At 67.7% G+C, this 21542-nt stretch carries 23 protein-coding genes; 12 read left to right on the top strand and 11 right to left on the bottom strand.

What is annotated here, in order from left to right:
• Window positions 1–6 precede the first annotated feature (6 nt).
• On the top strand, window positions 7–828 hold the full coding sequence (locus tag FHS96_RS03600; RefSeq protein ID WP_429588006.1) for a class I SAM-dependent methyltransferase: 822 nt from the start codon (window positions 7–9) through the stop codon (window positions 826–828).
• A 116-nt stretch (window positions 829–944) separates the two neighbouring features.
• On the opposite strand, the gene FHS96_RS03595 is transcribed toward FHS96_RS03600, so the two are convergent.
• The 11 genes from FHS96_RS03595 to FHS96_RS03545 form a co-directional block, all read right to left on the bottom strand.
• Entirely contained in the window at window positions 945–1367 is a 423-nt protein-coding gene (locus FHS96_RS03595) for an acyl-CoA thioesterase (RefSeq protein ID WP_429588004.1), read from the bottom strand.
• A gap of 79 nt (window positions 1368–1446) precedes the next feature.
• Complete coding sequence (gene argB / locus FHS96_RS03590; protein WP_429588002.1) at window positions 1447–2346, bottom strand: acetylglutamate kinase; 900 nt, start codon at window positions 2344–2346, stop codon at window positions 1447–1449.
• A 55-nt stretch (window positions 2347–2401) separates the two neighbouring features.
• The gene (locus tag FHS96_RS03585) at window positions 2402–3067 is read right to left on the bottom strand and encodes a queuosine precursor transporter (protein WP_429589593.1); all 666 of its coding nucleotides are present in this window, start codon (window positions 3065–3067) and stop codon (window positions 2402–2404) included.
• A 121-nt stretch (window positions 3068–3188) separates the two neighbouring features.
• Window positions 3189–4724 carry a FadD3 family acyl-CoA ligase gene (locus FHS96_RS03580; protein ID WP_429588001.1) on the bottom strand — a complete coding sequence of 512 codons (1536 nt, stop codon included), beginning with the start codon at window positions 4722–4724 and terminating at the stop codon, window positions 3189–3191.
• A 33-nt stretch (window positions 4725–4757) separates the two neighbouring features.
• Entirely contained in the window at window positions 4758–5876 is a 1119-nt protein-coding gene (locus tag FHS96_RS03575) for a Gfo/Idh/MocA family protein (protein WP_429588000.1), read from the bottom strand.
• Window positions 5869–6720 (bottom strand): sugar phosphate isomerase/epimerase family protein, encoded by an 852-nt coding sequence (locus FHS96_RS03570; protein WP_429587999.1) that lies wholly within the window; start codon window positions 6718–6720, stop codon window positions 5869–5871. The genes FHS96_RS03575 and FHS96_RS03570 overlap by 8 nt, the downstream gene beginning before the upstream one ends.
• The gene (locus tag FHS96_RS03565; RefSeq protein ID WP_429587998.1) at window positions 6710–7117 is read right to left on the bottom strand and encodes a VOC family protein; all 408 of its coding nucleotides are present in this window, start codon (window positions 7115–7117) and stop codon (window positions 6710–6712) included. The genes FHS96_RS03570 and FHS96_RS03565 overlap by 11 nt, the downstream gene beginning before the upstream one ends.
• Entirely contained in the window at window positions 7117–7875 is a 759-nt protein-coding gene (locus FHS96_RS03560; protein ID WP_429587997.1) for an SDR family NAD(P)-dependent oxidoreductase, read from the bottom strand. The genes FHS96_RS03565 and FHS96_RS03560 overlap by 1 nt, the downstream gene beginning before the upstream one ends.
• Before the next feature lie 12 nt (window positions 7876–7887).
• A complete protein-coding gene (locus tag FHS96_RS03555) occupies window positions 7888–9105 on the bottom strand; it encodes a hypothetical protein (RefSeq protein ID WP_429587995.1) in 1218 nt (405 codons plus the stop codon).
• Entirely contained in the window at window positions 9102–10355 is a 1254-nt protein-coding gene (locus tag FHS96_RS03550) for a sulfotransferase family protein (RefSeq protein ID WP_429587993.1), read from the bottom strand. The genes FHS96_RS03555 and FHS96_RS03550 overlap by 4 nt, the downstream gene beginning before the upstream one ends.
• The gene (locus FHS96_RS03545; protein WP_429589590.1) at window positions 10348–11355 is read right to left on the bottom strand and encodes a zinc-dependent alcohol dehydrogenase; all 1008 of its coding nucleotides are present in this window, start codon (window positions 11353–11355) and stop codon (window positions 10348–10350) included. The genes FHS96_RS03550 and FHS96_RS03545 overlap by 8 nt, the downstream gene beginning before the upstream one ends.
• A 257-nt stretch (window positions 11356–11612) precedes the next feature.
• On the opposite strand from FHS96_RS03545, the gene FHS96_RS03540 reads away from it, so the two are divergent.
• The 11 genes from FHS96_RS03540 to FHS96_RS03490 are packed head-to-tail and all read left to right on the top strand — an operon-like array spanning window position 11613 to window position 21537.
• Window positions 11613–12506 (top strand): VOC family protein, encoded by an 894-nt coding sequence (locus FHS96_RS03540; RefSeq protein WP_429587991.1) that lies wholly within the window; start codon window positions 11613–11615, stop codon window positions 12504–12506.
• Entirely contained in the window at window positions 12503–13390 is an 888-nt protein-coding gene (locus tag FHS96_RS03535; RefSeq protein WP_429587989.1) for a CoA transferase subunit A, read from the top strand. The genes FHS96_RS03540 and FHS96_RS03535 overlap by 4 nt, the downstream gene beginning before the upstream one ends.
• A 10-nt stretch (window positions 13391–13400) precedes the next feature.
• On the top strand, window positions 13401–14186 hold the full coding sequence (locus FHS96_RS03530) for a CoA-transferase subunit beta (RefSeq protein WP_429587988.1): 786 nt from the start codon (window positions 13401–13403) through the stop codon (window positions 14184–14186).
• Window positions 14183–14620, top strand: a complete 438-nt coding sequence (locus tag FHS96_RS03525; RefSeq protein ID WP_429587987.1) for a Zn-ribbon domain-containing OB-fold protein — start codon at window positions 14183–14185, stop codon at window positions 14618–14620. The genes FHS96_RS03530 and FHS96_RS03525 overlap by 4 nt, the downstream gene beginning before the upstream one ends.
• Window positions 14617–15798: a lipid-transfer protein gene (locus tag FHS96_RS03520; RefSeq protein WP_429587986.1), complete on the top strand. Its 1182-nt coding sequence runs from the start codon at window positions 14617–14619 to the stop codon at window positions 15796–15798. Before FHS96_RS03525 ends, FHS96_RS03520 begins: the two co-directional genes overlap by 4 nt.
• Before the next feature lie 4 nt (window positions 15799–15802).
• Window positions 15803–16894 (top strand): NAD(P)H-dependent flavin oxidoreductase, encoded by a 1092-nt coding sequence (locus FHS96_RS03515; RefSeq protein WP_429587985.1) that lies wholly within the window; start codon window positions 15803–15805, stop codon window positions 16892–16894.
• Window positions 16894–17643 (top strand): enoyl-CoA hydratase family protein, encoded by a 750-nt coding sequence (locus FHS96_RS03510; protein ID WP_429587984.1) that lies wholly within the window; start codon window positions 16894–16896, stop codon window positions 17641–17643. Before FHS96_RS03515 ends, FHS96_RS03510 begins: the two co-directional genes overlap by 1 nt.
• Before the next feature lies 1 nt (window position 17644).
• Window positions 17645–18796 carry an acyl-CoA dehydrogenase family protein gene (locus tag FHS96_RS03505; RefSeq protein ID WP_429587983.1) on the top strand — a complete coding sequence of 384 codons (1152 nt, stop codon included), beginning with the start codon at window positions 17645–17647 and terminating at the stop codon, window positions 18794–18796.
• An 11-nt stretch (window positions 18797–18807) separates the two neighbouring features.
• The gene (locus FHS96_RS03500) at window positions 18808–19791 is read left to right on the top strand and encodes an acyl-CoA dehydrogenase family protein (protein WP_429587981.1); all 984 of its coding nucleotides are present in this window, start codon (window positions 18808–18810) and stop codon (window positions 19789–19791) included.
• The gene (locus FHS96_RS03495) at window positions 19784–20938 is read left to right on the top strand and encodes an acetyl-CoA C-acetyltransferase (protein WP_429587979.1); all 1155 of its coding nucleotides are present in this window, start codon (window positions 19784–19786) and stop codon (window positions 20936–20938) included. The genes FHS96_RS03500 and FHS96_RS03495 overlap by 8 nt, the downstream gene beginning before the upstream one ends.
• Window positions 20938–21537, top strand: coding sequence for a gamma carbonic anhydrase family protein (locus FHS96_RS03490; RefSeq protein WP_429587977.1), 600 nt, complete (start codon window positions 20938–20940; stop codon window positions 21535–21537). Before FHS96_RS03495 ends, FHS96_RS03490 begins: the two co-directional genes overlap by 1 nt.
• Window positions 21538–21542 lie beyond the last annotated feature (5 nt).

Raw genomic sequence — 21542 nt, 5'->3', positions numbered from 1 at the left:
GTGATGATGCGGAATGCTTTGCTGGCAGCGGCTGCGCTGCTGGTGGTAACTGCGGGCAGCGGCGCTGCGATCCTGGCGAGCGAGACGAAGGCGCCGGGCACCGATGCGCAGGCGCTGGCCACGGCCATCGCAGGCTCCAACCGCAGCGAAGCCAACCGGGCGCGCGACAAATATCGCCACCCGGCCGAGACGCTCGCCTTCTTCGGCGTCGCCCCCACCGACACGGTGGTGGAATACAACCCCGGCGGCGGCGGCTGGTATACCGAGATCCTCGCCCCCTATCTGGCCGGCAAGGGCGCCTATTATGCCGCTCAGCCCGGCACGCGCGGGCTCGATGCGCTGAAGACCAAGTTCGACGGTGCGCCTGCCGCTTATGCCAAGGCCAAGCTGGTCGCCTGGCCGCCCTCATCCGGTGCGATCGCCGATGGCAGCGCGGACAAGGTGCTGACCTTCCGCAACGTCCACAACATGATCATGACCGGCGGCAGCGCGGCGGACGATAATTTCGCCGCCTTCTATCGCGTGCTCAAGCCCGGCGGCGTGCTCGGCGTGGTCGACCACCGCCTGCCCGAGAACCGCGACAGCGCGCTGGAGAAGAAGAGCGGCTACATCAAACGCTCGACGGTGATCGCGCTCGCCGAGAAGGCCGGCTTCAAGCTGGTCGATGAATCGGAAATCAACGCCAACCCCAAGGACAGCGCGGATTGGCCGGACGGTGTGTGGACGCTGCCGCCGTCGCTCGCCAAGAAGGATGTCGATCGCGAGAAATATCTGGCGATCGGCGAAAGCGATCGGATGACGCTGAAGTTCGAGAAGCCGAAGCGATAGCGCCGGACAAGACCGACACCCCCGTTCGCCCCGACCGAACGGGGGTGATCGATGGATCTGGAAAGGTCCGTTCGAACAGGCACCGCAGCAACGCGCGCTGATCGACGCCCGGAGCCTCAGCCCGCGGCCGGCTCCCCCGTCCGGTCCCCGAAAAAGCGCGCAGCGATGTCCGCCGCGATCCGTGCCGGGCGGAGCGTTTCGGCATCGACGCAGCACCAGCTCGATTTCACCTCCGCCAGCACTTCCTCGCCGCGCCGGATCAGCGTTTCGTAAAACGCACGCGCGCCCTGCACTTTTTCGAGGATGACGGTTGCAATCACCTCATCGTCGAGGAAGGCGGGCTTGCGGTAAGTGATCTCATGCTTGAGCGCGACCCACAGGTGCTGCGCCACCGCCTCGGCCGGCGCGAGGTTGCGCCAGTGGGCGATCACCGCATCCTGCACCCAGCCCAGATAGCGGGCATTGTTGACGTGCCCCATGAAATCGATGTCCGCCGGTTCGACGGTGATCGGATGATGATGCGGGGCAGCGGCGGACATGGTGCTTACACTAATGTAAGCGCCCCGCCCTGTCAGCACAGATTATGTTGCGCGGCAGCAATCTTGTGCGTCTGCAGGCCTATTTCCGGATTAACGTGCCCGCGCCGCGGCGAGTGAAGATCTCGATCAGCATCGCATGCGGCACGCGGCCGTCGAGGATGACCGCGGCATCGACGCCATTCTCCACCGCGTGAATGCACGTGTCGAGCTTGGGGATCATGCCGCCCGAAATCGTGCCGTCAGCCTTCAGCACGGCAACCTGTTCCGGGTTGAGATCGGTCAGGAGGTTCTTCTCCTTGTCGAGCACTCCTGCGACGTCGGTCAGCAGGAAGAAGCGCGACGCCCCGACCGCGGCGGCGATCGCGCCCGCCATCGTATCGGCGTTGATGTTGTAGGTGTGGCCGTCCGCGCCGCTGGCGATCGGTGCGATCACCGGGATCACGCCCGCTTCGGACATCGTATCGAGGATGCGGCGGTCGACGCCCACCGGTTCGCCGACGAAACCGAGATCGACATGCCGTTCGATGCCCTGCAGCGCATCCGCCTCGTCCCGCCCCACCTTGCGCGCGGTGACCAGCCCGGCATCCTTGCCGGAGATACCCACGGCGCGGCCACCGGCGGTGCCGATCCAGTTGACGATTTCCTTGTTGATCGACCCCGCCAGCACCATTTCGGCGATGTGCGCGGTTTCCGCATCGGTCACCCGCAGGCCGCCGATGAACTGTGATTCGACGCCGAGCCGCTTGAGCATCGCGCCGATCTGCGGGCCGCCGCCATGGACGACGATCGGATTGATGCCCACCGCCTTCAGCAGCACCACATCCTCGGCGAAATCGCGCGCCAGTTCGGGATCGCCCATGGCGTGACCGCCATATTTGACCACGAAAGTCCGCCCCGCATAGCGCTGCATATAGGGCAGCGCCTCGGTGAGCGTTTCGGCCTTGGCGAGCATCGCCGGATCGATGGTGCTGTTCGTCATGCGCGCGGCCTTAGAGTTTCCGCGCGCGCGTGAAAACGGCTTTTTCGCGTGCTGCTCAGCGGGCGGTCACGCTGCCGTCAAGCCGCCGCCCGAGTGCGACGAACGCGTAGATCAGCAGCGGCACCAGCACGATCGACAACACCACCTTGGTGACCATCTGCCCGACGATGACGCCGCCGATCGGGAACACGCCGTAGAAGGCGATGGTGATGAACAGCAAGGTATCGACAATCTGCGACAGGGTACTGGCCACCGCCGAACGCAGCCACAGCAGGCGGCTTCCTTCCCGCCCCTTGAGGGCGCTGAACACGGTGACGTTGAGCGTCTGTGAGGTGCCATAGGCGATGAGGCCGGCGAGCATCAGCCGCGCGCTCTGCCCCAGGATCGTCTCGAACGCGGCCAGGCGCTCGGCCTCCATGCTGGCAGCCGCCGGGAGCGACAGCACGAGCTCGATCAGCGCCATCGCCACGATCATCGGCAGGAAGCCGATCTGCACCAGCCGGTTCGCGGCCCTCACGCCATGGATCTCGGCGACTGCGCTGGACAGCGCGACGAGCAGCAGGAAGGCGAAGATGCCCGCCTCCACCGCCAGCGGCCCCAGGCCGATGACCGGCCCCAGCGCCGAGATCGGGCCGAGCGAGACCAGCTTGTTGCCCAAGACGCCGGCGATGCAGACCATGCCGCCGTAGAACAGCGCATAGACGAACAACGATCGCGGCATCGCGCCCGTGGAATTGGGTTCAGCAGTCACGATCGGTCCCCGGCAGATATCAAACGCCAACGACTAGAGGTTCGGGCGGGAAATGGAACCACCTGTGTCATGCGCGGCGATCGCGCCCCGGCTATTTCAGCATGAATCGCTGCACCTTGCCCGCGGCGTTCAGCGGCAGTTCCGCCACCCACTCCACGGTGCGCGGTGCCTTGTAGTTCGCCATCTCGTCACGGCACCAGGCGAGAAAGGCCACTTCATCCTGCGCAGCGCCGGGCTTGGGGACGACCACCGCATGCCCCACCTCGCCCAGCCGCTCGTGCGGCCGGCCGACGACGGCGACGCGGGCGACCTCGGGATGTTCGAGGATGCGCGCCTCGATCTCGGCGGGATAGCAGTTGAAGCCGCCGCAGATGAACATGTCCTTGGCGCGATCGGTGATCTTCAGATAGCCGCGCGCATCCTGCGTTGCGATGTCGCCGGTGCGCAGCCAGCCTTCGGCATCGATCGCCTCGGCGGTGGCGGCGGGATCGTCGAGATAGCCCTTCATCACATTGAACCCGCGCACCAGCAATTCGCCCGCCTCACCCGTCGCGACATCCCTGCCGTCCGGATCGACCAGCCGCACCTCCACGCCGGGGATCGGCGTGCCGCAGCTTGCCGCGACCAGTTCGGCCGGATCCCCTGCCTTGGTCGCGCTGACGCAGCCGCAGCTTTCCGTAAGACCATAAGCGGTCAGCACGTCCTCGATGCCGAGATCCTCGCGCATCCGCCGGATCAGCACGGGCGGCACGCTCGCGGCGCCGGTGACCGACAGGCGCAGGCTGGAAATGTCGCTGACGGCACGCTCGGGCGCGTCGAGCAGCGACTGGAAGATGGTCGGCGGCCCCGGCAGCACGCTGATCCTGTCCTCGGCGATGCGGCGAAGCGCGGTCGCAGCGTCGAACATCGCCATCGGATAAACGGTCGCACCCTGCAGCAGCGCCGCGATCCAGCCCGCCTTGTAGCCGAAGGTGTGGAAGAAGGGATTGACCACCAGATAGCGATCGCCCTCGCGCAGCCCCACCGCATCGCTCCACGCCTGGAAGGTGCGCAGGTTCTGCATGTGGCTGCTCATCGCCCCCTTGGGCCGGCCGGTGGTGCCCGAGGTGAACAGTATGTCCGCGACATCGTCGGGCGCGACCGCCGCGATGCGCGCATCGACTGCGGCATCGTCGACCGGGTCGCCGGCCGCCAGCCACGCGTCGAAGCCGTCATCGAGGAAGACGGTCTCTTCGAGCCGTGGCAGATCGCGCCCCGCCAGCATCGCGCCATAGTCGAAGCCGAGGAAGTTGCGCACGCTGAACAGCCAGCGCACCCCGCCGCGCCCGAGGATGTCCGCCGCCTCGGCGCCCTTGAAGCGCGTGTTGAGCGGTATCAGGTGCAACCCGATCTGCACCGCGCCCGCCGCCGCGATCGCCCAGCCCGCGCTGTTGGGCGCCCAGATCGCGATGCGATCCCCCGGCACGCCGCCGCGCGCGATCAGCGCGCGGGAGACGCGGCGGGTGGCGGCGCGAAAAGCGGCGAAACTGATCGTCCCGCCATCCTCGTCGTGCAGGAAGGCGGTATCGGGCCAGCGCGCGGCGGCTTCGTCGATTAGCGCGCCCATGGTCAGCGTGTTGGGAAGCATCTCACCTCATCTCGCGAAACATCATGATCATGATCAGTCCTGCGCCACATCGACCCAGGCGCCCTGCGCGGCCGAAGCACGGGCCGCGTCGAGCACCGCCTGCCCGCGCACCGCATCGACGAAGCTACCGGCGGTCTCACGCGCGGTAATCGCCTCACCCGCGATGCGGCGGCGCATCTCGGCGAACAGCCGGGCATAAGGCGCGACGTCGAACCCCATTGTGTGCCAGCGATCCTGCTCGGTCTGGATCAGGTCGGCGACCGGAAAGGGCTCGGGGCGCGGCATCGCCAATTCTGACGGCATGTCGATCCGGCGCTGGCCTGCGGCATCGCTGACCCATACCTCCTCCGGATCGCCGAAGCCGGCGCCGGACTGGATCCAGGCACCGCCCTTTGTGCCGACAATCTTGGTCGCCATGATCAGCGGCCCCGGCGCGGCCATCGCCGCGATCAGCGCGCCCTTCGCACCGCCCGCGCATTCGAACTGCAGCACATAGCTGTCGTCCGCGGTCATGTTCGGCCGGCCGGGCGCCAATGTCTGCAGCACGCAATTGACCCGCATGACCGGTCCCAAGGTCGAGAGGATCTGGTCGATCATGTGGGTGCCGAATGCGCCGAGGAAGCCGCCGCCCTGCCCCGCATCCTCCCACCAGTCGCTGAGCTTCTCCGCAGGATCCTGCAGCCCGGGCTGGTGGTAAATGCGTAGAAACTGGCGCGGTGCGCCGATCAGGCCATCCTGCACCACCCGCCGCAGCAGCGCCTGCGCGCCATCGAAGCGGAACTCGGCGCCGAGCATATGGATGATGCCCGCGCGCTCGGCGGCATCGCGCATCGTCCGCGCCTCCGCCAGATCGCGCGCGAACGGCTTTTCGCAGACGATGTGACGGCCGGCGGCGATCGCCTCCATCACTACCGGGAAATGGGCATGCGGCGGCGTCGCGACAGTCACCAGCATGGTGGCCGGGTCCGCAAGCGCTTCGGCCAGACTGTCGGTGGCGAGCGGAATGCCGAGCGGCGCGGCGCGCTGTGCGGTGCGTTGGCGGTTGCGCCCGACGATCGCGCGCACGGCGAACCCCGCTTCGCGCAGCGCGCGGACATGGGTGAACAGGCCGAAGCCGGTTCCGACCACCACAGCGCCCGGTTGTTCAGCCATCGATCGTCTCCCCGATCATGCGCCGCGCCGCGGCGGCACAGCGCGCGGCGATCTCCGCCATCGGCAATGCCGCGAGCGCATCCGAAAATATTTCCACCCCCAGCGGGGCCGACGTGCCGGTCTCGCGCAGCGCCACTATGAAACCTGCAAGATCGAGCGCCCCCTCACCGGGCAGCAGCCGGTCATGCACCATCGCATGGTCGAGATCAGCCTCGGGTTCCGCCGGTGCATCGCAGATCTGGATGCTCTTGATCGCCCAGGCGGGCAGCGATGCGAGCAGGCCGAGATCGGGCGTGCCGCGGAACATGTGCCAGCTATCGACCAGCAACCCGCCATTGGCGCGCCCCGCCGCCTCGACGATGGGCCATGCGGTGGCGAGGTCGGGAATGCGGCCGGTCGGCACGAATTCCAGCGCGACGTGCAGCCCGACATCCGCCGCGCGGTCGCACAGCGCCGCGAATGCCTGCGCCGCTTCATCCGGCGGGCATGCGACGCCGCGCAGTTCGGCGACAGTGATGCCCCGCGCGCCGACCGCCCCGGCGATGGCGATCACATGCGCGGCGGTAGTGCGCTGAAGCAACGCCTCCAGCCACCCCGGATTGGGCTTGGTCGGCGTGCCGGGCAGCCAGTTGCCGACGATCTCCACTTCATGGATGAACAGCCCGGCATCGGCGACGCGCATCCGCACCTCGGCGGCATCGACACCCTGCCCAGCCAGCGTCTCCATATCGGCGGCGAACATCGAAACGCCGGCGAAGCCGGCGGCGCGCGCCGGTGCCAGCCGATCGAGGAAGGGCACGGCCTGCACCGTACCCGCCGAAAGGATCAGCGCGTCAGGGCTCATGGAAGTTGAGCTCAAGCAGGACGCCGTCGGGATCGACGACAAAGAGCTGGGTCAGTTCCACCGCGTCGATGCGGTTCGCCGTCCAGCCGACGCCCTGGGCGGCAAGCCGCGCCTCCATCCGATCGCGATCGGTACAGGCGAGCGCGACATGGTGCAGCGCGCCCTGCGCTGCTCCGGCCTGCCAGGGCACCGCATCGTCGCTCGGATAAGCGAGCGCCGCCGAGCCGATATGCACCGCTGCATGGCCGCCATCGTCCAGCATCCAACCGCCGCGCACGCCATCCTCATATCCGGGAAAAGGCTGGAAGCGCATGCCGAGCACGTCTCGGTAGAAGGCGATCGCGCGCGCCGGGTTCGGCGTACGCACATTGACATGGTCGATCGTCGCGATGCCCATCAGCCGGACACCGTGAAGCCGCCATCGATCGGCAGCACCTGCCCCGTGATCCACGATGCTGCCGAGCTGGTGAGGAACAGCACCGCGCCGGCAATGTCGGCGGGCTCGCCCAGCCGACCGATCGGGGTGCGCGCCAAGGTCGGCCCGGTCCACTCGATTTCATCGAAGGTGCCGGCGGTCATTTTGCTGCGGGTCAGCCCGGCGGCGACCGCATTCACGCGGATGCGCTGTTGCGCCCATTCCACCGCGAGCACGCGGGTCAGCCCCACCAGCCCGGTCTTCGCAGCGCCATAGCCGGGGATCATGCCGATGCCGAAAAAAGAGGTCATCGAGGCGATGCCGATCACCGACGCGCCGCCCGCGCGCCGGCTCTGCGCCAGCGCGCCGCGGCAGCCATGCGCCATGCGATAGGCGGCGGTCAGGTGCATCGCCAGCGAGCGTTCGAAGATCGCCGGATCCCACTCGTCGAGCCCGATCGATCCCAGCGCCAATCCGGCATTATTGACGAGGATGTCCAGCTCGGCCTGCGCGGCGGCGACCGCGGCGATCTGGTCGCGATCCTCCACGTCGAGCCGGAGGTAGCGATAGGCGGACAGATCCTCGTCATAGTCGGCGGAGTCGCCGCGCGTGCCGGTGATCGTCACCGTCGCGCCCGCCTCGACATAGTTGCGCGCGATTTCGGCGCCGATGCCGCTCGTGCCGCCGGTCACCAGCACATGCGCGCCGGCATAATTATAGCTGAGATCGCTCCAGCCCATCCTCTTGCCCCCTCAATCGGTGATTTCGCCGCTCTCGATCGGCGCGGCCGTGTCGAGCAGTGCCCGGCCTTTGGCGGTGAGGTCGGCCAGTGGCACGCGCCACAGGCGCACTGGCGGTGGCTCGCCCTCTGTCTTGATCAGCCGCAGGCTCATCCCGCCATGGCGATGGCCATAGGGATCGACATGATTGCCGCCGATGCCGGGATCATGCGCCGCGATGGTGATGAGGATCGACCCGTCGGGCTCGGCTATGGCGCGATATCTCTGCACATGGCCGCCGCCATCCTCATAATTGTCGAGATTTTCCTGCCAGATGTTGCAGAGCTGGAAGATCCAGTAATCGCAGGGCGTCGGCGTGAAGCGGATCGCCAGCGCGTCGTCCGCGCCGCATTCCCAGGTGCCGAAGCCATGATGGCGATCGGGCACGCCGCCGTTGGAGAGATAGACCGCGCGGCTGAAGCGGATGCGGTTGGGGCGCTGCCCCAGATTGTCCTGCCACCAGCGCCGCACCAGCGCGGCATAGGCCAGCACCACCTGCGCCGACTTCGCCAGCCCGTCCGCCATATCGGCGGGCCGGATCGGGCGGGGCTCGGCACCGTCCAGCCGCTCGATGCGCATCACCGGCGCGATCGTTTCCTCGCGCAGATGATAGACGGTGCGGACGAGCAGCCCGACGCAATCCTCGGTGATGGGCAACCATGCGACGTCACCCGCCGGCTTGTGCTGCGAGACGATGATCTCGAAATCACCATTGGCAGCGAAGCGGATCGCATCGCTCTGGAGGAAGCCGGTGGTGGTCAGGGTTGCGGGATCGAAGTCGGCCAGTCCCGCCTCGCCCGGCCCCGCCCAATCCTGTTCGCCGGGTGCCGCCGGCTGCGGCGCGCGCCAGCTTGCGATCACGAAATAGGGGATCGTGCCGCGATTGCCGGTGATGCGATAATCGCGACGCCCGTCGATGAATTCGGCGAGGAGATGATCCTGATCGGGCGACTGGAAGTTGATCGCCTGCCGCCACGGCGTGTCGCGCAGCCGTGGCCGTTCGGGTTCGCAATTCTCGACGAAACGCTCGAAGCCGTTCCGCATCAACCGCGTGACGAAGCGATACCATTCGGCGCGATCGAGATCGTCCACCTCGTCGCCGAACCGATCGATCATCCGCGCGGCGATGCGAATGGTTTCGAGATAATCCTCGAACGCGCGGCCCGAGAGCAGCCGGTCGGCGCCACTCACAGCCGTTCCCCTGCCACCGGCTCGCGCGCGACCGGGAAGCGATCATAATAGAAGCCGAAGCGCTCGCGCAGCGCACCGATGTCGATGCCGAAATCGCCGATCAGGTCATAGACGACGCGGCCATGCTTATTGCGCGGGTTGGCGGTGAGGAAGGCATCGATCCGTGCCTCCGCCTCCGGCGTCATCTCCAGCCCGGCCATCGCATAGACGCGCGCCACCGTCCGCTTCTGGTCGGCCATATATTCGTGAAAAAGGATGTCGATCGATTGCGCCGCCGGGATCGCATCCCGATCCCGCACGCAGCGGCGCAACAGCGCCTCGATGCGGTCGATCCACCAGGCGGCGAGCGCGGGCAGATCCTGCCGCTTGCGGCGGATGCGGTCGCCATAGGCGATCATCGTGATCGCCGATTGCAGCACCGCCACCGGATCGCGATGCGTGATCGGCACGATCGCGGTTGGATGCACCGCGATCAGCGCCGGCAGATTTTCCATGTGCGGCGGCGATTTCACCACCCAGCGGCGCGGCCCCTTCAGCCAGGTCAGCGCCTGCATCATCCGCTTGGCATAGGCATAATGCGGGGTCTGATCGGTGTTCAGATAATGATCCCGCCACGCCGTCGGCCGGCTCAGCCATTCGGGCAGGTAGGAGGAGAAGTCCGGCCCCTGCAGTTCGATATCCTCATGGACATGCTCGGGCGCCATTTCATGCATCGCCGGCATCAGCGGCAGCGTCTCCTCGAACGCGCCCCACATCGCCGCGGTGCGAACATAGCGGGGATCGGGCGTGCCCTGATCCTCCGGCGCCGGGATCGGCTCCATCGTCTCCCACAAGGGCGTCGAGCGCAGCCGCGGGTCGGCGGCAAGGATGTTGACGAGGTGCGTCGTGCCCGATCGCGGCAGCCCGGCGACCATGATCGGCCGGTCGATCGCGATCCGCCCGATCTCGGGGTGGCGGCGCAGCAGATCCTCAAGCCGCAGCCGGGTGGAGGCATAGCGCACGCATTCGCCGAACAGCGTCGCTCGGCCGAGGTCGGTCAGGTCGGCATCGGCATCGAAACTGTCGAGCCACAGGCCGAGCCGCTGGCGAAAATCATCGGCGCCGAAATCGTCGAGGCCGGTGGTGCCGCGCGCCGCCGCCAGCACCGATTCGACATCGAAGCGCACCGGCGGCGCCCCCGCGATGGCAGCGCGCTGACGGTCGGTCAGGCGCGGTTCGGCGAGGTCGTCGATATGGATCGCGTCAGGCATCGCAAGTCACCATGATCTTGGCCGATCCGGCGCGGTCGCGCGCGGCGGCGAGCGCATCGCCGAACCGGCTGAGCGGCACGCGATGGCTGATGAAGGCATCGGCATCGAAGCCGGGTTCGGAAAGTGCTGCGATCACTTCCGGAAACTCGTCCGGATAGGCCATCGAGGTGATGAAGCTCATCTCCTTGCCCAGCGCCATCTTCCAGTCGATCGCGAGCGGCGCGTGGTGGACGGCCACCATCACCACCCGCGCATGGAAGGGTGCGAGCCCGACGATGCCGGGCAGCACCGCCGGGCCGCCCGCCGCCTCGTAGAACAGGTTCGTGCCCACGGTCGGCCAGCCGAACAGGTCGGCGCGGCCATGCGCATCGCCCAGCGCCCCGGCGATATCGTCCCGCGAGGCATCGACACAGAGATCGGCTCCCAGCCGCGCGGCGCGCTCCAGCCGGCCGGCGGAGAGATCCACCGCCGCGACATGGCCCACGCCCATGCGCTTGAGGAAGAAGATGATGCCGAGCCCGATCGGCCCGGCGCCATAGACCGCCACCTTGTCCCCCCGCGTCGCGCCACCCCGCCGCACCGCGTGCAGCGCGACCGCGAGCGGTTCGGCCAGCGCCGCCGCATCCCAGCCGACATGATCGGGGATCGGATGGATGCTGCCGCCGGTCGTGGCATTGGCAACGCGGAGCAGGGGCGCGAACGCGCCCTCGGGCACACCGGCGCCGATGCCGTTACCATCCCCCATAGGGTTGACGATTACGCGCGTGCCGGTCGCGATGCCCTGCACCGCCGATCCCACCGCTTCGATCGTGCCGGCCAGTTCATGACCGATGCCGAACGGCTCGGTCGCCGGCGCGGCGACGCCGCCGGTTTCAATATAGCCAAGATCGGATCCGCACAGCCCGCAGCGCGCCACCCGCACCAGAACGTCGGTGGGGCCACAGCGGGGAATCGCGACATCGTCGAGCGAAACCGCCCCCGGCCCGTGCACCCTGACCATCCTCATGGTTCCGGCGTCCATACCCTCTCCCTTCCCGACGGTTGTTCCGCCTTGCGGCGAGATTAGTCCGCGCATGCCACAGCTGGCAAGGCCATAACCGCGATCATTCTTCGCGTCGCGCAGCAAAAACACGTTTCCAATAACGATGTGCGTATCAGATTGCGTATTTTTTCACGTGAACCGCTTGAAAGGCATCAGACGTGCCGATAGGTGTGGGTCAACGCAAAGCAGATTTCAGGGGAGGGACGCTGGGCACTATGGGGGTAAGATCTCTCGCCTATATCCGCGTCGAATCGCGGGACCTCGAAGCGTGGAGACGCTTCGGAGAAGAGGTGGTCGGCGCCGCCGTCGCACCGGGTTCGGATGACGCGGCATTGCTGCTCAGGCTCGATGGCCGCCCCTGGCGGTTCCGCATCGAGAAGGGCGATCAGGAACGCTATCTGTGCGCCGGGCTGGAATGCCCGAGCGAAGCCGCATGGCAGCAGGTGATCGATCGGCTGCGCGGTGCCGGCATCGCGATCACCGAGGGGAACGCCGCCGGCGCGAAGCTGCGCCACGTGCGCGGCTATGTGACGCTGGACGATCCGTCCGGCAACGCGATCGAACTGGTGTGGGGCAATATCGTCGCCGGCACGCCCTTCGTGTCGCCGGTGGGGGTGCCCGCCTTCATCACCGGGGAAATGGGCTTCGGCCATGTCGTGCTGCCCACGACCTGCTATGATGCCACCCGCAGCTTCTACAAGGATCTGCTGGGCTTCGGTGACAGCGACGAGATGCGCGTCCATTTCCCGGGCGCCCCCGAACAGGGCCTGGGCATGAGCTTCATGCACGCCGCCGGGCCGCGCCATCACACCGTGGCGGTGGGTGAATTCCCCGCTCCGACCGGCCTGATCCACACGATGGTGGAGGTGCCGACGATCGACGATGTCGGCATGGCGCTGGACCGCGCGCTTGCCGCCGGCGTCCACATCTCGTCGACGCTCGGGCGGCACACCAACGACAAGATGATCAGCTTTTACATGCGCAGTCCAACCGGTTTCGACATCGAATTCGGCTGTGGCGGTGAACAGACTGATGATTGGACCAAAGTGACGCCGACCTTCACGATCAAGGAAGATCTGTGGGGCCACAAATGGGATTTCGGCGGATGAGCGCTGGATTGGACAAGAGGATTTCGGCCGAGGCGATGGTCGCCCAGCTTGCCGACGGGATGACCATCGGCATCGGCGGATGGGGCCCGCGGCGCAAGCCGATGGCGCTGGTCCGCGCGATCCTGCGCAGCGACCTCAAGGATCTGACCGTCGTCGCTTATGGCGGCCCCGAGATCGGCATGCTGCTGGCGGCGGGCAAGATCCGCAAGCTGGTCTATGGCTTCGTCTCGATGGACGCGATTCCGGCGGATCCCTTCTTCCGGCAGGCCCGGCAGGCGGGCGCGGTCGATGCTCGCGAGCTTGACGAAGGTCTGCTGCAATGGGGGCTGCGCGCCGCCGCGATGCGCGTGCCCTTCCTGCCCACGCGCACCGGCCTCGGCTCCGACGTGCTCACCGCCAATCCGGATTTCCGGACGGTCGCCTCGCCCTATGACGATGGTGAGGTGCTGCTGGCGATGCCGGCGCTGAAGCTCGACGCCGCACTGCTCCACGCGACGAAGGCGGACCGGATGGGCAACACGCTGACGCAGGGCCCCGATCCTTTCTTCGACGAGCATTTCGCGCGCGCCGCCGACCGCTGCTTCGTCAGCGCCGACGAGGTGGTCGATACGCTGGTGCTCGACGGCGCCAGCGCGAAGGACAATCTCTACGAACGCTGCTTCGTGAGCGGGGTGATCGAGACGCGCTTCGGTGCGCATCCCACCACCAACCCGCCCCACCATGGCTGGGATTTCAAGGCGATGAAGGCCTATGCGGCCGCGGCCGACGCCGAGGGCGGCTGGGCCGCCTATCGCCGCGACATCATCGGCGAGGATGAGGCCGGCTATGTCGACCGGGTCGGCGGCGCGGCGGCGATCGCCGCTTTGCCCCTGCCGGTCTTCTGAGGATCAGGGCATGACTACCGACTATACTTTGGCGGAACTCGCCATCAACGCCTGCGCGGACGCGTTTCGCGGCAATGGCGAAGTGCTCGCCTCCGGCATCGGCACCTTGCCGCGCCTCGGCGCCGGGCTCGCCAAGCTGACCCACAGCCCCGAACTGATGATGACCGATGGCGAGGCCTATCTGATCGAGGATCCGATCCCGCTCGGGCCCCGCGCCGCGCCGCCGCCGCTCTCGGGCTATATGTCTTACGCGCGGGTGTTCGACATCGTCTGGTCGGGCAAGCGCCATGTGATCATCGGCCCGCTGCAGATCGACCGCTGGGGCCAGACCAACCTTTCGGGCGTCGGCGATTATGCGAGGCCCAAGATCGCGATGCTCGGCATGCGCGGCCTGCCCGGCAACAGCGCCAACCACATCAATTCGATGTTCGTGCCCAATCATTCGAAGCGCGTGTTCGTGGAAGGCGAAGTCGATATCGTCGGCGGCGTCGGCTATAATCCGGCGCGCTGGCAGACGGGCATGAACGACAGCGCTGTCGATATCCGCCGCGTCGTCACCAATCTGTGCGTGCTCGATTTCGAGGGGCCCGATCACGCAGCGCGGGTGCGCTCGCTCCACCCGGGCGTGTCGTTCGAAGAGGTGCAGGAAGCGACCGGCTTCGCGCTGATCCGGCCTGACGATCTGGGGGATACGCCCGCGCCCGATGCGGAGGCGCTGGCGATCATCGCGCGGCTCGATCCGAAGAACATGCGCGCCGCCGTGTTCAAGGACAATCCTGCGGGGAGGCGCGCATGAGCGACCCGCAACCCGTTCTCGAAGGCTGGTTCACCACCGGCGAAACGCCGCACCTGATCGGCACACGATGTTCGGCGTGCGGCAGCTATTATTTCCCCAAGCAGGACGAGTATTGCCGCAACCCGGCGTGCGAGAGCACCCAGTTCGAGACGGTCGAACTCTCCCGCACGGGCACGCTCTGGTCCTTCACCAACGCCTGCTACACGCCGCCCGAGCCCTATATCGCGGCCGAGCCGTTCGTGCCTTATGCGATCGCCGCGGTGGAGCTTGAGCGCGAGAAGATGATCGTGCTCGGCCAGGTCGTCGAGGGCGTCGGCGTCGAGGCGCTGAAGGCCGGGCTGGCGATGGAGTTGGTGGTCGAAACCATCCCCGATCGCACCGCGCCCGAGGGCAAGCTCGTCTGGAAATGGAAGCCGATGGAGGCGCGGTCATGAGCGGCGAGATCGCGATCCTGGGTGCGGGTATGCACCCGTGGGGCAAATGGGGCCGCAACTTCGTCAGCTATGGCGTATCCGCCGCGCAGGAAGCGCTGGCGGAGGCCGGCATCGAGTGGCGCGACGTGCAGTTCGTCTCGGGCGCGGCGACGATGCGCTGCGGCTATCCCGGCTATGTCGCCGGCGCCACCTTCGCGCAGGCGCTGGGCTGGCAGGGGGCGGAAGTCAACACCAGCTATGCCGCCTGCGCCAGCGGCTCGCAGGCGCTGGCAGCGGCACGCGCCAAGATACTCAGCGGCCAGGCAGATGTCGCGCTGGTGATCGGGGCCGACACCACCCCCAAAGGCTTCCTCGCCCCGGCGAAAGGTGATCGCCCGGACGACCCCGATTGGGTGCGCTTCCGCGTCGGCATCACCAACCCGACCTATTTCGCGCTCTACGCACGGCGGCGGATGGAGATTTATGGCGACACCCAGGAGGATTTCGCGCGGGTGAAGGTGAAGAACGCCGCGCACGGCCTCGCCAACCCCAAGGCGCGCTATCGCAAGGCGTTCAGCATGGAGGATGTCGCGGGCTCGGCGATGGTCGCCGATCCGCTGCGGCTCATGGACATCTGCGCGACTTCGGACGGCGGCGCCGCGCTGATCGTCTCCAGCCTCGATTATGCCCGCCGCATCGGCAAGGGCGACGCGCCGCGCGTCGCCGCGATCTCCACGGTGACACCAACCTTCGCCTCGGCGATCGTCGAGATGCCCGATCTCGCCACCGACAGCGCGGTCGCCGCCGACGCACGCAGCTTCCGCGCCGCGCTGCCGCAGAAGGCCTATGCCGAAGCCGGCATCGGCCCCGAGGATATCTCGGTGGCCGAGGTCTATGACCTGTCGACCGCGCTGGAGCTGGACTGGATCGAGGATCTGCAGCTTTGCGCGCGCGGCGATGCCGCGGCGCTCACCCGTGAGGGCGCGACGCGCGTCGGCGGACGGATCCCGGTCAACCCGTCGGGCGGGCTCGCCTGTTTCGGGGAAGCGGTGCCGGCACAGGCGATCGCGCAGGTTTGCGAACTGAGCTGGCAGTTGCAGGGTCGCGCGGGCGAGCGGCAGGTCGAGGGTGCCAAGGTGGGCATCACCGCCAACCAAGGGCTGTTCGGCCACGGCTCCTCCGTGATCGTGAAGAAGTGAGCCGATGGCGGACGCTCTCGAAACCCCGCTGACCCGGCTGCTCGGCTGCCGCTATCCGATCGTCCAGACCGCGATGGGCTGGGTCGCGACGCCGCCGCTGGTCATCGCCACCTCCAACGCCGGCGCCTTCGGCTTCCTCGCCGCTGCGGTGATGCAGCCAGCCGAGGCGCGCGCGGCGATCGAGGCGGTGCGCGCCGGCACGGAGCAGCCGTTCGGCGTCAATTTCCACAGCTTCCAGCCCGGCGCCGCCGAGATCGTCGACATCATCGTCGAACATGCCGCGCAGGTCCGCGCGGTGAGCTTCGGTCGCGGGCCGGACGCGAAGATGATCGCGCGCTTCAAGCAAGCCGGCATCCTCTGCATGCCCACCGTCGGCGCGGTGAAACATGCGCAGAAGATGGTGCAACTCGGCGTCGACGCGGTCACCGTGCAGGGCGGCGAAGGCGGCGGCCACACCGGATCGGTGCCGACCACCGTGCTGCTGCCGCAGGTGCTGGACGCGGTGCAGGTGCCGGTGATCGCCGCGGGTGGCTTCGCGGATGGCCGCGGCCTCGCGGCAGCACTCGCCTTCGGCGCGGTCGGCATCGCGATGGGCACGCGCTTCCTGATGACCCGCGAGAGCGCGCCGCCGGACAATGTGAAGGCGCGCTATGTGAAGGCGGGCACCGACGACATCCTCGTTTCGACCAAGGTCGATGGCCTGCCCCAGCGCATGATCCGCAACGCCGCGCTCGATCGTATCGAACGGTCTTCGGGCATGGGGCTTTGGCGCCGTGCGGTCGAAAGCGGCATGCAAATGAAGAAGCAGAGCGGCGCCTCTTATGGCGAACTGCTCGCAGCGGCGAAGGGCATGACCAGCCATGGCGGGCTCAGCCTGCCGCAGGCGATGATGGCCGCCGCCGCACCGATGCTGATCCAGCGCGCGGTGGTGGATGGCGACGCCGATGGCGGGCTGATGGCGACCGGTGTCGTCGCCGGCCGCCTCGGCGACCTGCCGAGCTGTACCGAACTGATCCAGTCCATCGTCATCCAGGCACGCGAGCGGCTGGCGGCACTCGCCCCCTCGCCTGCCCCCACCCCGGCCGGAGTGCTCTGATGCCGATCACCACCACGATCAGCGATCGCATCGCCGAGATCGTCTTCGACGTGCCCCCGGTCAACGCGTTCGATAGCGCAACCTGGAATTCCATCCCCGCAATGATCCATGCGGCCGGCAGCAATCCCGACGTCAATGTCGTGCTGATCCGCGCCGAGGGCCGCGGCTTCTGCGGCGGCGTCGACATCAAGGAGATGCAGGCGCATCCGAAGCGGATCACCTCGCTCAACCGCGGCAATTACCTGACCTTCAAGGCGATCCGCGATTGCGAGGTGCCGGTGGTGGTCGCCGTCCACAAATTCGTGATCGGCGGCGGCATCGGCATCTGCGGCGCGTCGGACACGATCATCGCCGCAGACGACGCCTATTTCTCGCTGCCCGAGGTCGATCGCGGCGCGATGGGCGGCGCCAGCCACCTGTCCCGTATGCTGCCGCTGCACAAGGTGCGCGCGGCCTTCTTCACCGGCGGCAACATCCCCGCCGCCGAGGCCTATCGGCTGGGTGCGGTGGAGGCCGTCGTTCCGCGTGATGCGCTGCTCGACGAGGCCCGCGCCTTCTGCGGCAAGATCGCCGGCAAGAGCCGCAAGGCGCTGGTGATCGCCAAGGAGGCGCTCAACGGCCTCGAACCGCGCGACGTCGATCGCGGCTATCGCTGGGAACAGGGCTTCACGCTCGAAATGTACATGCACGAGGATTCGCAGAAGGCGCGCGACGCCTTCGTCGAAACCGGCAAGGCGGCGACCTTCTGACATGGACCTCGCCTACACCGACGAACAATGCGCGTTCCGCGCCGAAGTCCGCGCCTGGATGCGCGCGCATGTGCCGGCCGCACCGCTCAAGACCTTGGAAGGCCGCGAAGGCTATGACCAGCATGTCGGCTGGGAACGCGAACTCGCCAGCGGCAACTGGGGCATGGTCACCTGGCCGGAAGCCTATGGCGGGCGCGGGCTGGATCTGATCCGCTGGCTGATCTTCGAGGAAGAATATTGGGGTGCCGGCGCCCCGCTACGCGCCAATCAGAACGGCATCTTCCTGCTCGGCCCGACGATCATGGAATATGGCAGCGACGAACAGAAGGCCCGCTTCCTGACGCCGATGGCGAAGGGCGAGGTGATGTGGGCGCAGGCCTGGTCCGAGCCCAATGCCGGGTCCGACATGGCGGCGATCCGCAGCCGCGCGGTGCGCGACGGCGATCATTATGTGATCTCGGGCCAGAAGACATGGTCGAGCCGCGCCTCCTTCGCCGACTGGGGTTTCGGCCTGTTCCGCACCGATCCGGACTCGAAGCGGCACAAGGGCCTGTCCTTCATATTGTTCGATCTCGACGCGCCGGGCGTCACCCGCCGGCCGATCCGCCAGCTTCATGGTGAGCCGGGCTTCGCCGAACTCTTCTTCGACGAGGTGCGCGTGCCGGTCGCCAACCGCATCGCCGGCGAAGGCGAAGGCTGGAACGTGGCGATGGCGACCGCTGGCTTCGAGCGCGGGCTGATGCTGCGCTCCCCCGCCCGCTTCCAGGCGATGACGAAGCGGCTGGTGGAGCTGTATCGCCGCCACGCCGCCATTGCCTCGCCGCAGGCGCATGAGGCGGTGCTGCAGGCGTGGATGGATGCGGAAGCCTATGCGCTCAACACCTATGCGGTCGCCTCGCAGGTGATCGCGGGCGCGCACATCGGCGCCGAGGCGAGCCTCAACAAGATCTTCTGGTCCGAGTTGGATCGCGCCGCCAACCGCGCGGCGATGAGCCTACTCGGCGCGGCGTCCGAACTCCGGACATTGCCTGACGGCACCGAGAATGCATGGCTGGAAGGTTATATCTTCTCGCTCTCCGGCCCGATCTACGCCGGATCCAATGAGATCCAGCGCAACATCATCGCCGAGCGCCTGCTCGGCCTGCCGCGCTGAGGGAGGCCGACATGGATTTTCGCCTGACCGACGACCAGCGCGAACTGCGCGACGCCGTGCGTGACTATCTGGCCGGCGAACATGGCCCCGAGACGCTTCGCCGCCTCGATGCCGAGGGCAATCGCGATGCAACGCTGTGGCACGGCCTCGTCGGCATGGGGCTTACCGGGCTGCTGGTGTCCGAGGCCGATGGCGGCCTCGGCCTCGGGCTGGTCGAAGCGGTGCTGGTGGCAGTCGAACTGGGCCGCGCCGATGTCTCCGAACCGGTGGCGGATACCGCGCTGGTCGCAGCGCCCTTGCTCCATGCCGCGCAGCGCCAGCAGATCGCCGCAGGCGCACTGAAGGTGGCGCTGGCGCATCCCATCAATCCGTGGATCGCCGATCTCGATCAGGCGGATACTCTGTACGGCGGTGGCGCCGCGCTGGCTGCGCCTGAGCCACAGCCGCTGGGAAGCGTCGATCCGCTGCGCCGGCTGTTCGCCCCCGTCGCGGTCGAGCCCGACGATCGTCTGCTAGACCGCGCCGCGCTGATCGCCGCCGCGCAGCTCGTCGGCGCTGCCGAACGCATGCTCGACCTTGCGACCGACTATGCGAAAACGCGCGAACAGTTCGGCCAGCCGATCGGCGGCTTCCAGGCGGTGAAGCATCATCTCGCGACGGTCGCGGTGAAGCTGGAGTTCGCCAAGCCCGTGCTGTGGCGCGCGGCCTATGCCGCCGAGGCCGGCCACGCTCGCGCGCCCGTCCAGATCAGCCATGCCAAGATCGCCGCAACCGACGCCGCGATGCTGAGCGCCGAGACCGCGATCCAGGTTCATGGCGCGATGGGCTATACCTATGAGGTCGATCTCCATTTCTGGATGAAGCGCTGCTGGGCGCTCGCCGGTGCCTGGGGTGACCGCGCCTTTCATCAACGCCGGATCGAGGACGCCGTGATCGGCGGCGGCATGGCGATCGGCCCCGACACGACCTTCGAAAGCGAGCTGCACCATGGCTGAGGCCTATATCGTCGACGCTGTCCGTGCGCCCACCGGCCGCAAGAAGGGCAGCCTCGCCGCCGTCCACCCCGCCGATCTCGCCGCGCATCCGCTCAAGACCTTGATGTCGCGCACCGGCATCGATCCGGCCGCGGTCGACGATGTGATCTGGGGCTGCTGCGACACGATCGGGCCGCAGGCGGGCGATATCGGCCGCACCGCATGGCTGGTCGCGGGCCTGCCCGAACATGTGCCGGGCGTGACGATCGACCGGCAATGCGGCTCCTCGCAACAGGCGATCCATTTCGCCGCGCAGGGGGTGATGAGCGGCACGCAGGATCTCGTTGTCGCCGGCGGCAGCCAGGCGATGAACGCGATCCCGATCTCGGCGGCGATGTTCGCCGGCCAGACCTATGGCTTCGACAGCCCGTTCATCGGATCGAAGGGGTGGGACGCGCGCTACGGCACCGAGGAGATCAACCAGATCAAGTCCGCCGAGATGATTGCGGAGAAGTGGCAGATCAGCCGCGAGGCGATGGAGTCATTCGCCACCGCCTCCCACGCCCGCGCCCAGGCGGCGACCGACAAAGGCTGGTTCGCCGGCGAGATCGCGCCGCTCGAAGGGCTCGCGCATGACGAGACGATCCGCCCGACAACCTCGCCGGAGGGCTTGGCACAGCTCAAGCCGGTGCGCGAAGGCGGGATCATCACCGCCGGCATCTCCAGCCAGAATTGCGATGGTGCGGCGGCGCTGCTGATCGCCGGCGAGGCGGCGGTGAAGGCGCATGGGCTGACGCCGCGCGCGCGCATCCATCACCTCTCCATCCGTGCCGACAACCCGATCTGGATGCTGACCGGCCCGATCCCCGCCACGCGCCATGCGTTGGCGAAGGCGGGGATGTCGATCGACGATATCGACCTGTTCGAATGCAATGAGGCGTTCGCCTCGGTGCCGATGGCGTGGATGCAGGAACTGGGCGTGCCGCACGAGAAAGTGAATGTGCAAGGCGGCGGCATCGCGCTCGGCCATCCGATCGGCGCCACCGGCGCGCGGCTGATGACGACATTGCTCAACGCGCTCGAGCGCACCGGCGGCCGCTATGGTCTGCAGACGATGTGCGAGGGCGGCGGGCAGGCCAACGTCACCATCATCGAACGGCTCGGCTGATGCCGGCCTTTGCCTTCGAGGGATCGGTGCCGGTGGTCGACCCGGGCAGCTTCCTGCACCCGACCGCCTCGCTGATCGGCGACGTGATCGTCGGGCCCGGCTGCTATATCGGCCCCGGCGCCTCGCTGCGCGGCGATTTCGGGCGCATCCTCGTCGAAGGCAACGCCTCGGTGCAGGACAATGTGACGTTGCACAGCTCGGCCGAGACCGACTGCGTCGTCGGCTATGGCTGCACCATCGGCCACGGCGCGGTGCTGCATGGCTGCACCTTGGGCCGACACGTGCTGGTCGGCATAAACGCGGTCGTGCTGGATACGGCGGACATTGGCGACGAATGCCTCGTCGCCGCGCTCAGCCTGGTGAAATCCGGGCTGGAGGCGCCACCGCGCAGCCTGATCGCGGGCAATCCGGCCAAGGTGGTGAAGGCGCTGACCGCCGAGCAGGTCGTGTGGCGGATGGAGGATGACGGCGAATATGTCCGCCTCGCCCGCCGCTCGCTCGCCGCGCTGGTGGAATGCGCGCCGCTGGCCGCACCCGAGCCCGATCGCCAGCGCCCCGCGCGCGGGGCGCGTGCCGTGCGGCTGTCACGAAGCAATTAAGGGGA

The sequence above is a fragment of the Sphingomonas zeicaulis genome (assembly GCF_050433225.1).
In the GTDB taxonomy this organism is placed as follows: Bacteria; Pseudomonadota; Alphaproteobacteria; order Sphingomonadales; family Sphingomonadaceae; genus Sphingomonas_D; species Sphingomonas_D zeicaulis.
This window is presented reverse-complemented; position numbering and strand designations above follow the sequence as displayed.

Coding starts and splice junctions, on each gene's coding strand:
- FHS96_RS03600 (WP_429588006.1), top strand. CDS start 7: ATGCGGAATGCTTTGCTGGCAGCGGCTGCGCTGCTGGTGGTAACTGCG.
- FHS96_RS03595 (WP_429588004.1), bottom strand. CDS start 1,367: ATGTCCGCCGCTGCCCCGCATCATCATCCGATCACCGTCGAACCGGCG.
- argB (WP_429588002.1), bottom strand. CDS start 2,346: ATGACGAACAGCACCATCGATCCGGCGATGCTCGCCAAGGCCGAAACG.
- FHS96_RS03585 (WP_429589593.1), bottom strand. CDS start 3,067: ATGCCGCGATCGTTGTTCGTCTATGCGCTGTTCTACGGCGGCATGGTC.
- FHS96_RS03580 (WP_429588001.1), bottom strand. CDS start 4,724: ATGCTTCCCAACACGCTGACCATGGGCGCGCTAATCGACGAAGCCGCC.
- FHS96_RS03575 (WP_429588000.1), bottom strand. CDS start 5,876: ATGGCTGAACAACCGGGCGCTGTGGTGGTCGGAACCGGCTTCGGCCTG.
- FHS96_RS03570 (WP_429587999.1), bottom strand. CDS start 6,720: ATGAGCCCTGACGCGCTGATCCTTTCGGCGGGTACGGTGCAGGCCGTG.
- FHS96_RS03565 (WP_429587998.1), bottom strand. CDS start 7,117: ATGGGCATCGCGACGATCGACCATGTCAATGTGCGTACGCCGAACCCG.
- FHS96_RS03560 (WP_429587997.1), bottom strand. CDS start 7,875: ATGGGCTGGAGCGATCTCAGCTATAATTATGCCGGCGCGCATGTGCTG.
- FHS96_RS03550 (WP_429587993.1), bottom strand. CDS start 10,355: ATGCCTGACGCGATCCATATCGACGACCTCGCCGAACCGCGCCTGACC.
- FHS96_RS03545 (WP_429589590.1), bottom strand. CDS start 11,355: ATGGTCAGGGTGCACGGGCCGGGGGCGGTTTCGCTCGACGATGTCGCG.
- FHS96_RS03540 (WP_429587991.1), top strand. CDS start 11,613: ATGGGGGTAAGATCTCTCGCCTATATCCGCGTCGAATCGCGGGACCTC.
- FHS96_RS03535 (WP_429587989.1), top strand. CDS start 12,503: ATGAGCGCTGGATTGGACAAGAGGATTTCGGCCGAGGCGATGGTCGCC.
- FHS96_RS03530 (WP_429587988.1), top strand. CDS start 13,401: ATGACTACCGACTATACTTTGGCGGAACTCGCCATCAACGCCTGCGCG.
- FHS96_RS03525 (WP_429587987.1), top strand. CDS start 14,183: ATGAGCGACCCGCAACCCGTTCTCGAAGGCTGGTTCACCACCGGCGAA.
- FHS96_RS03520 (WP_429587986.1), top strand. CDS start 14,617: ATGAGCGGCGAGATCGCGATCCTGGGTGCGGGTATGCACCCGTGGGGC.
- FHS96_RS03515 (WP_429587985.1), top strand. CDS start 15,803: ATGGCGGACGCTCTCGAAACCCCGCTGACCCGGCTGCTCGGCTGCCGC.
- FHS96_RS03510 (WP_429587984.1), top strand. CDS start 16,894: ATGCCGATCACCACCACGATCAGCGATCGCATCGCCGAGATCGTCTTC.
- FHS96_RS03505 (WP_429587983.1), top strand. CDS start 17,645: ATGGACCTCGCCTACACCGACGAACAATGCGCGTTCCGCGCCGAAGTC.
- FHS96_RS03500 (WP_429587981.1), top strand. CDS start 18,808: ATGGATTTTCGCCTGACCGACGACCAGCGCGAACTGCGCGACGCCGTG.
- FHS96_RS03495 (WP_429587979.1), top strand. CDS start 19,784: ATGGCTGAGGCCTATATCGTCGACGCTGTCCGTGCGCCCACCGGCCGC.
- FHS96_RS03490 (WP_429587977.1), top strand. CDS start 20,938: ATGCCGGCCTTTGCCTTCGAGGGATCGGTGCCGGTGGTCGACCCGGGC.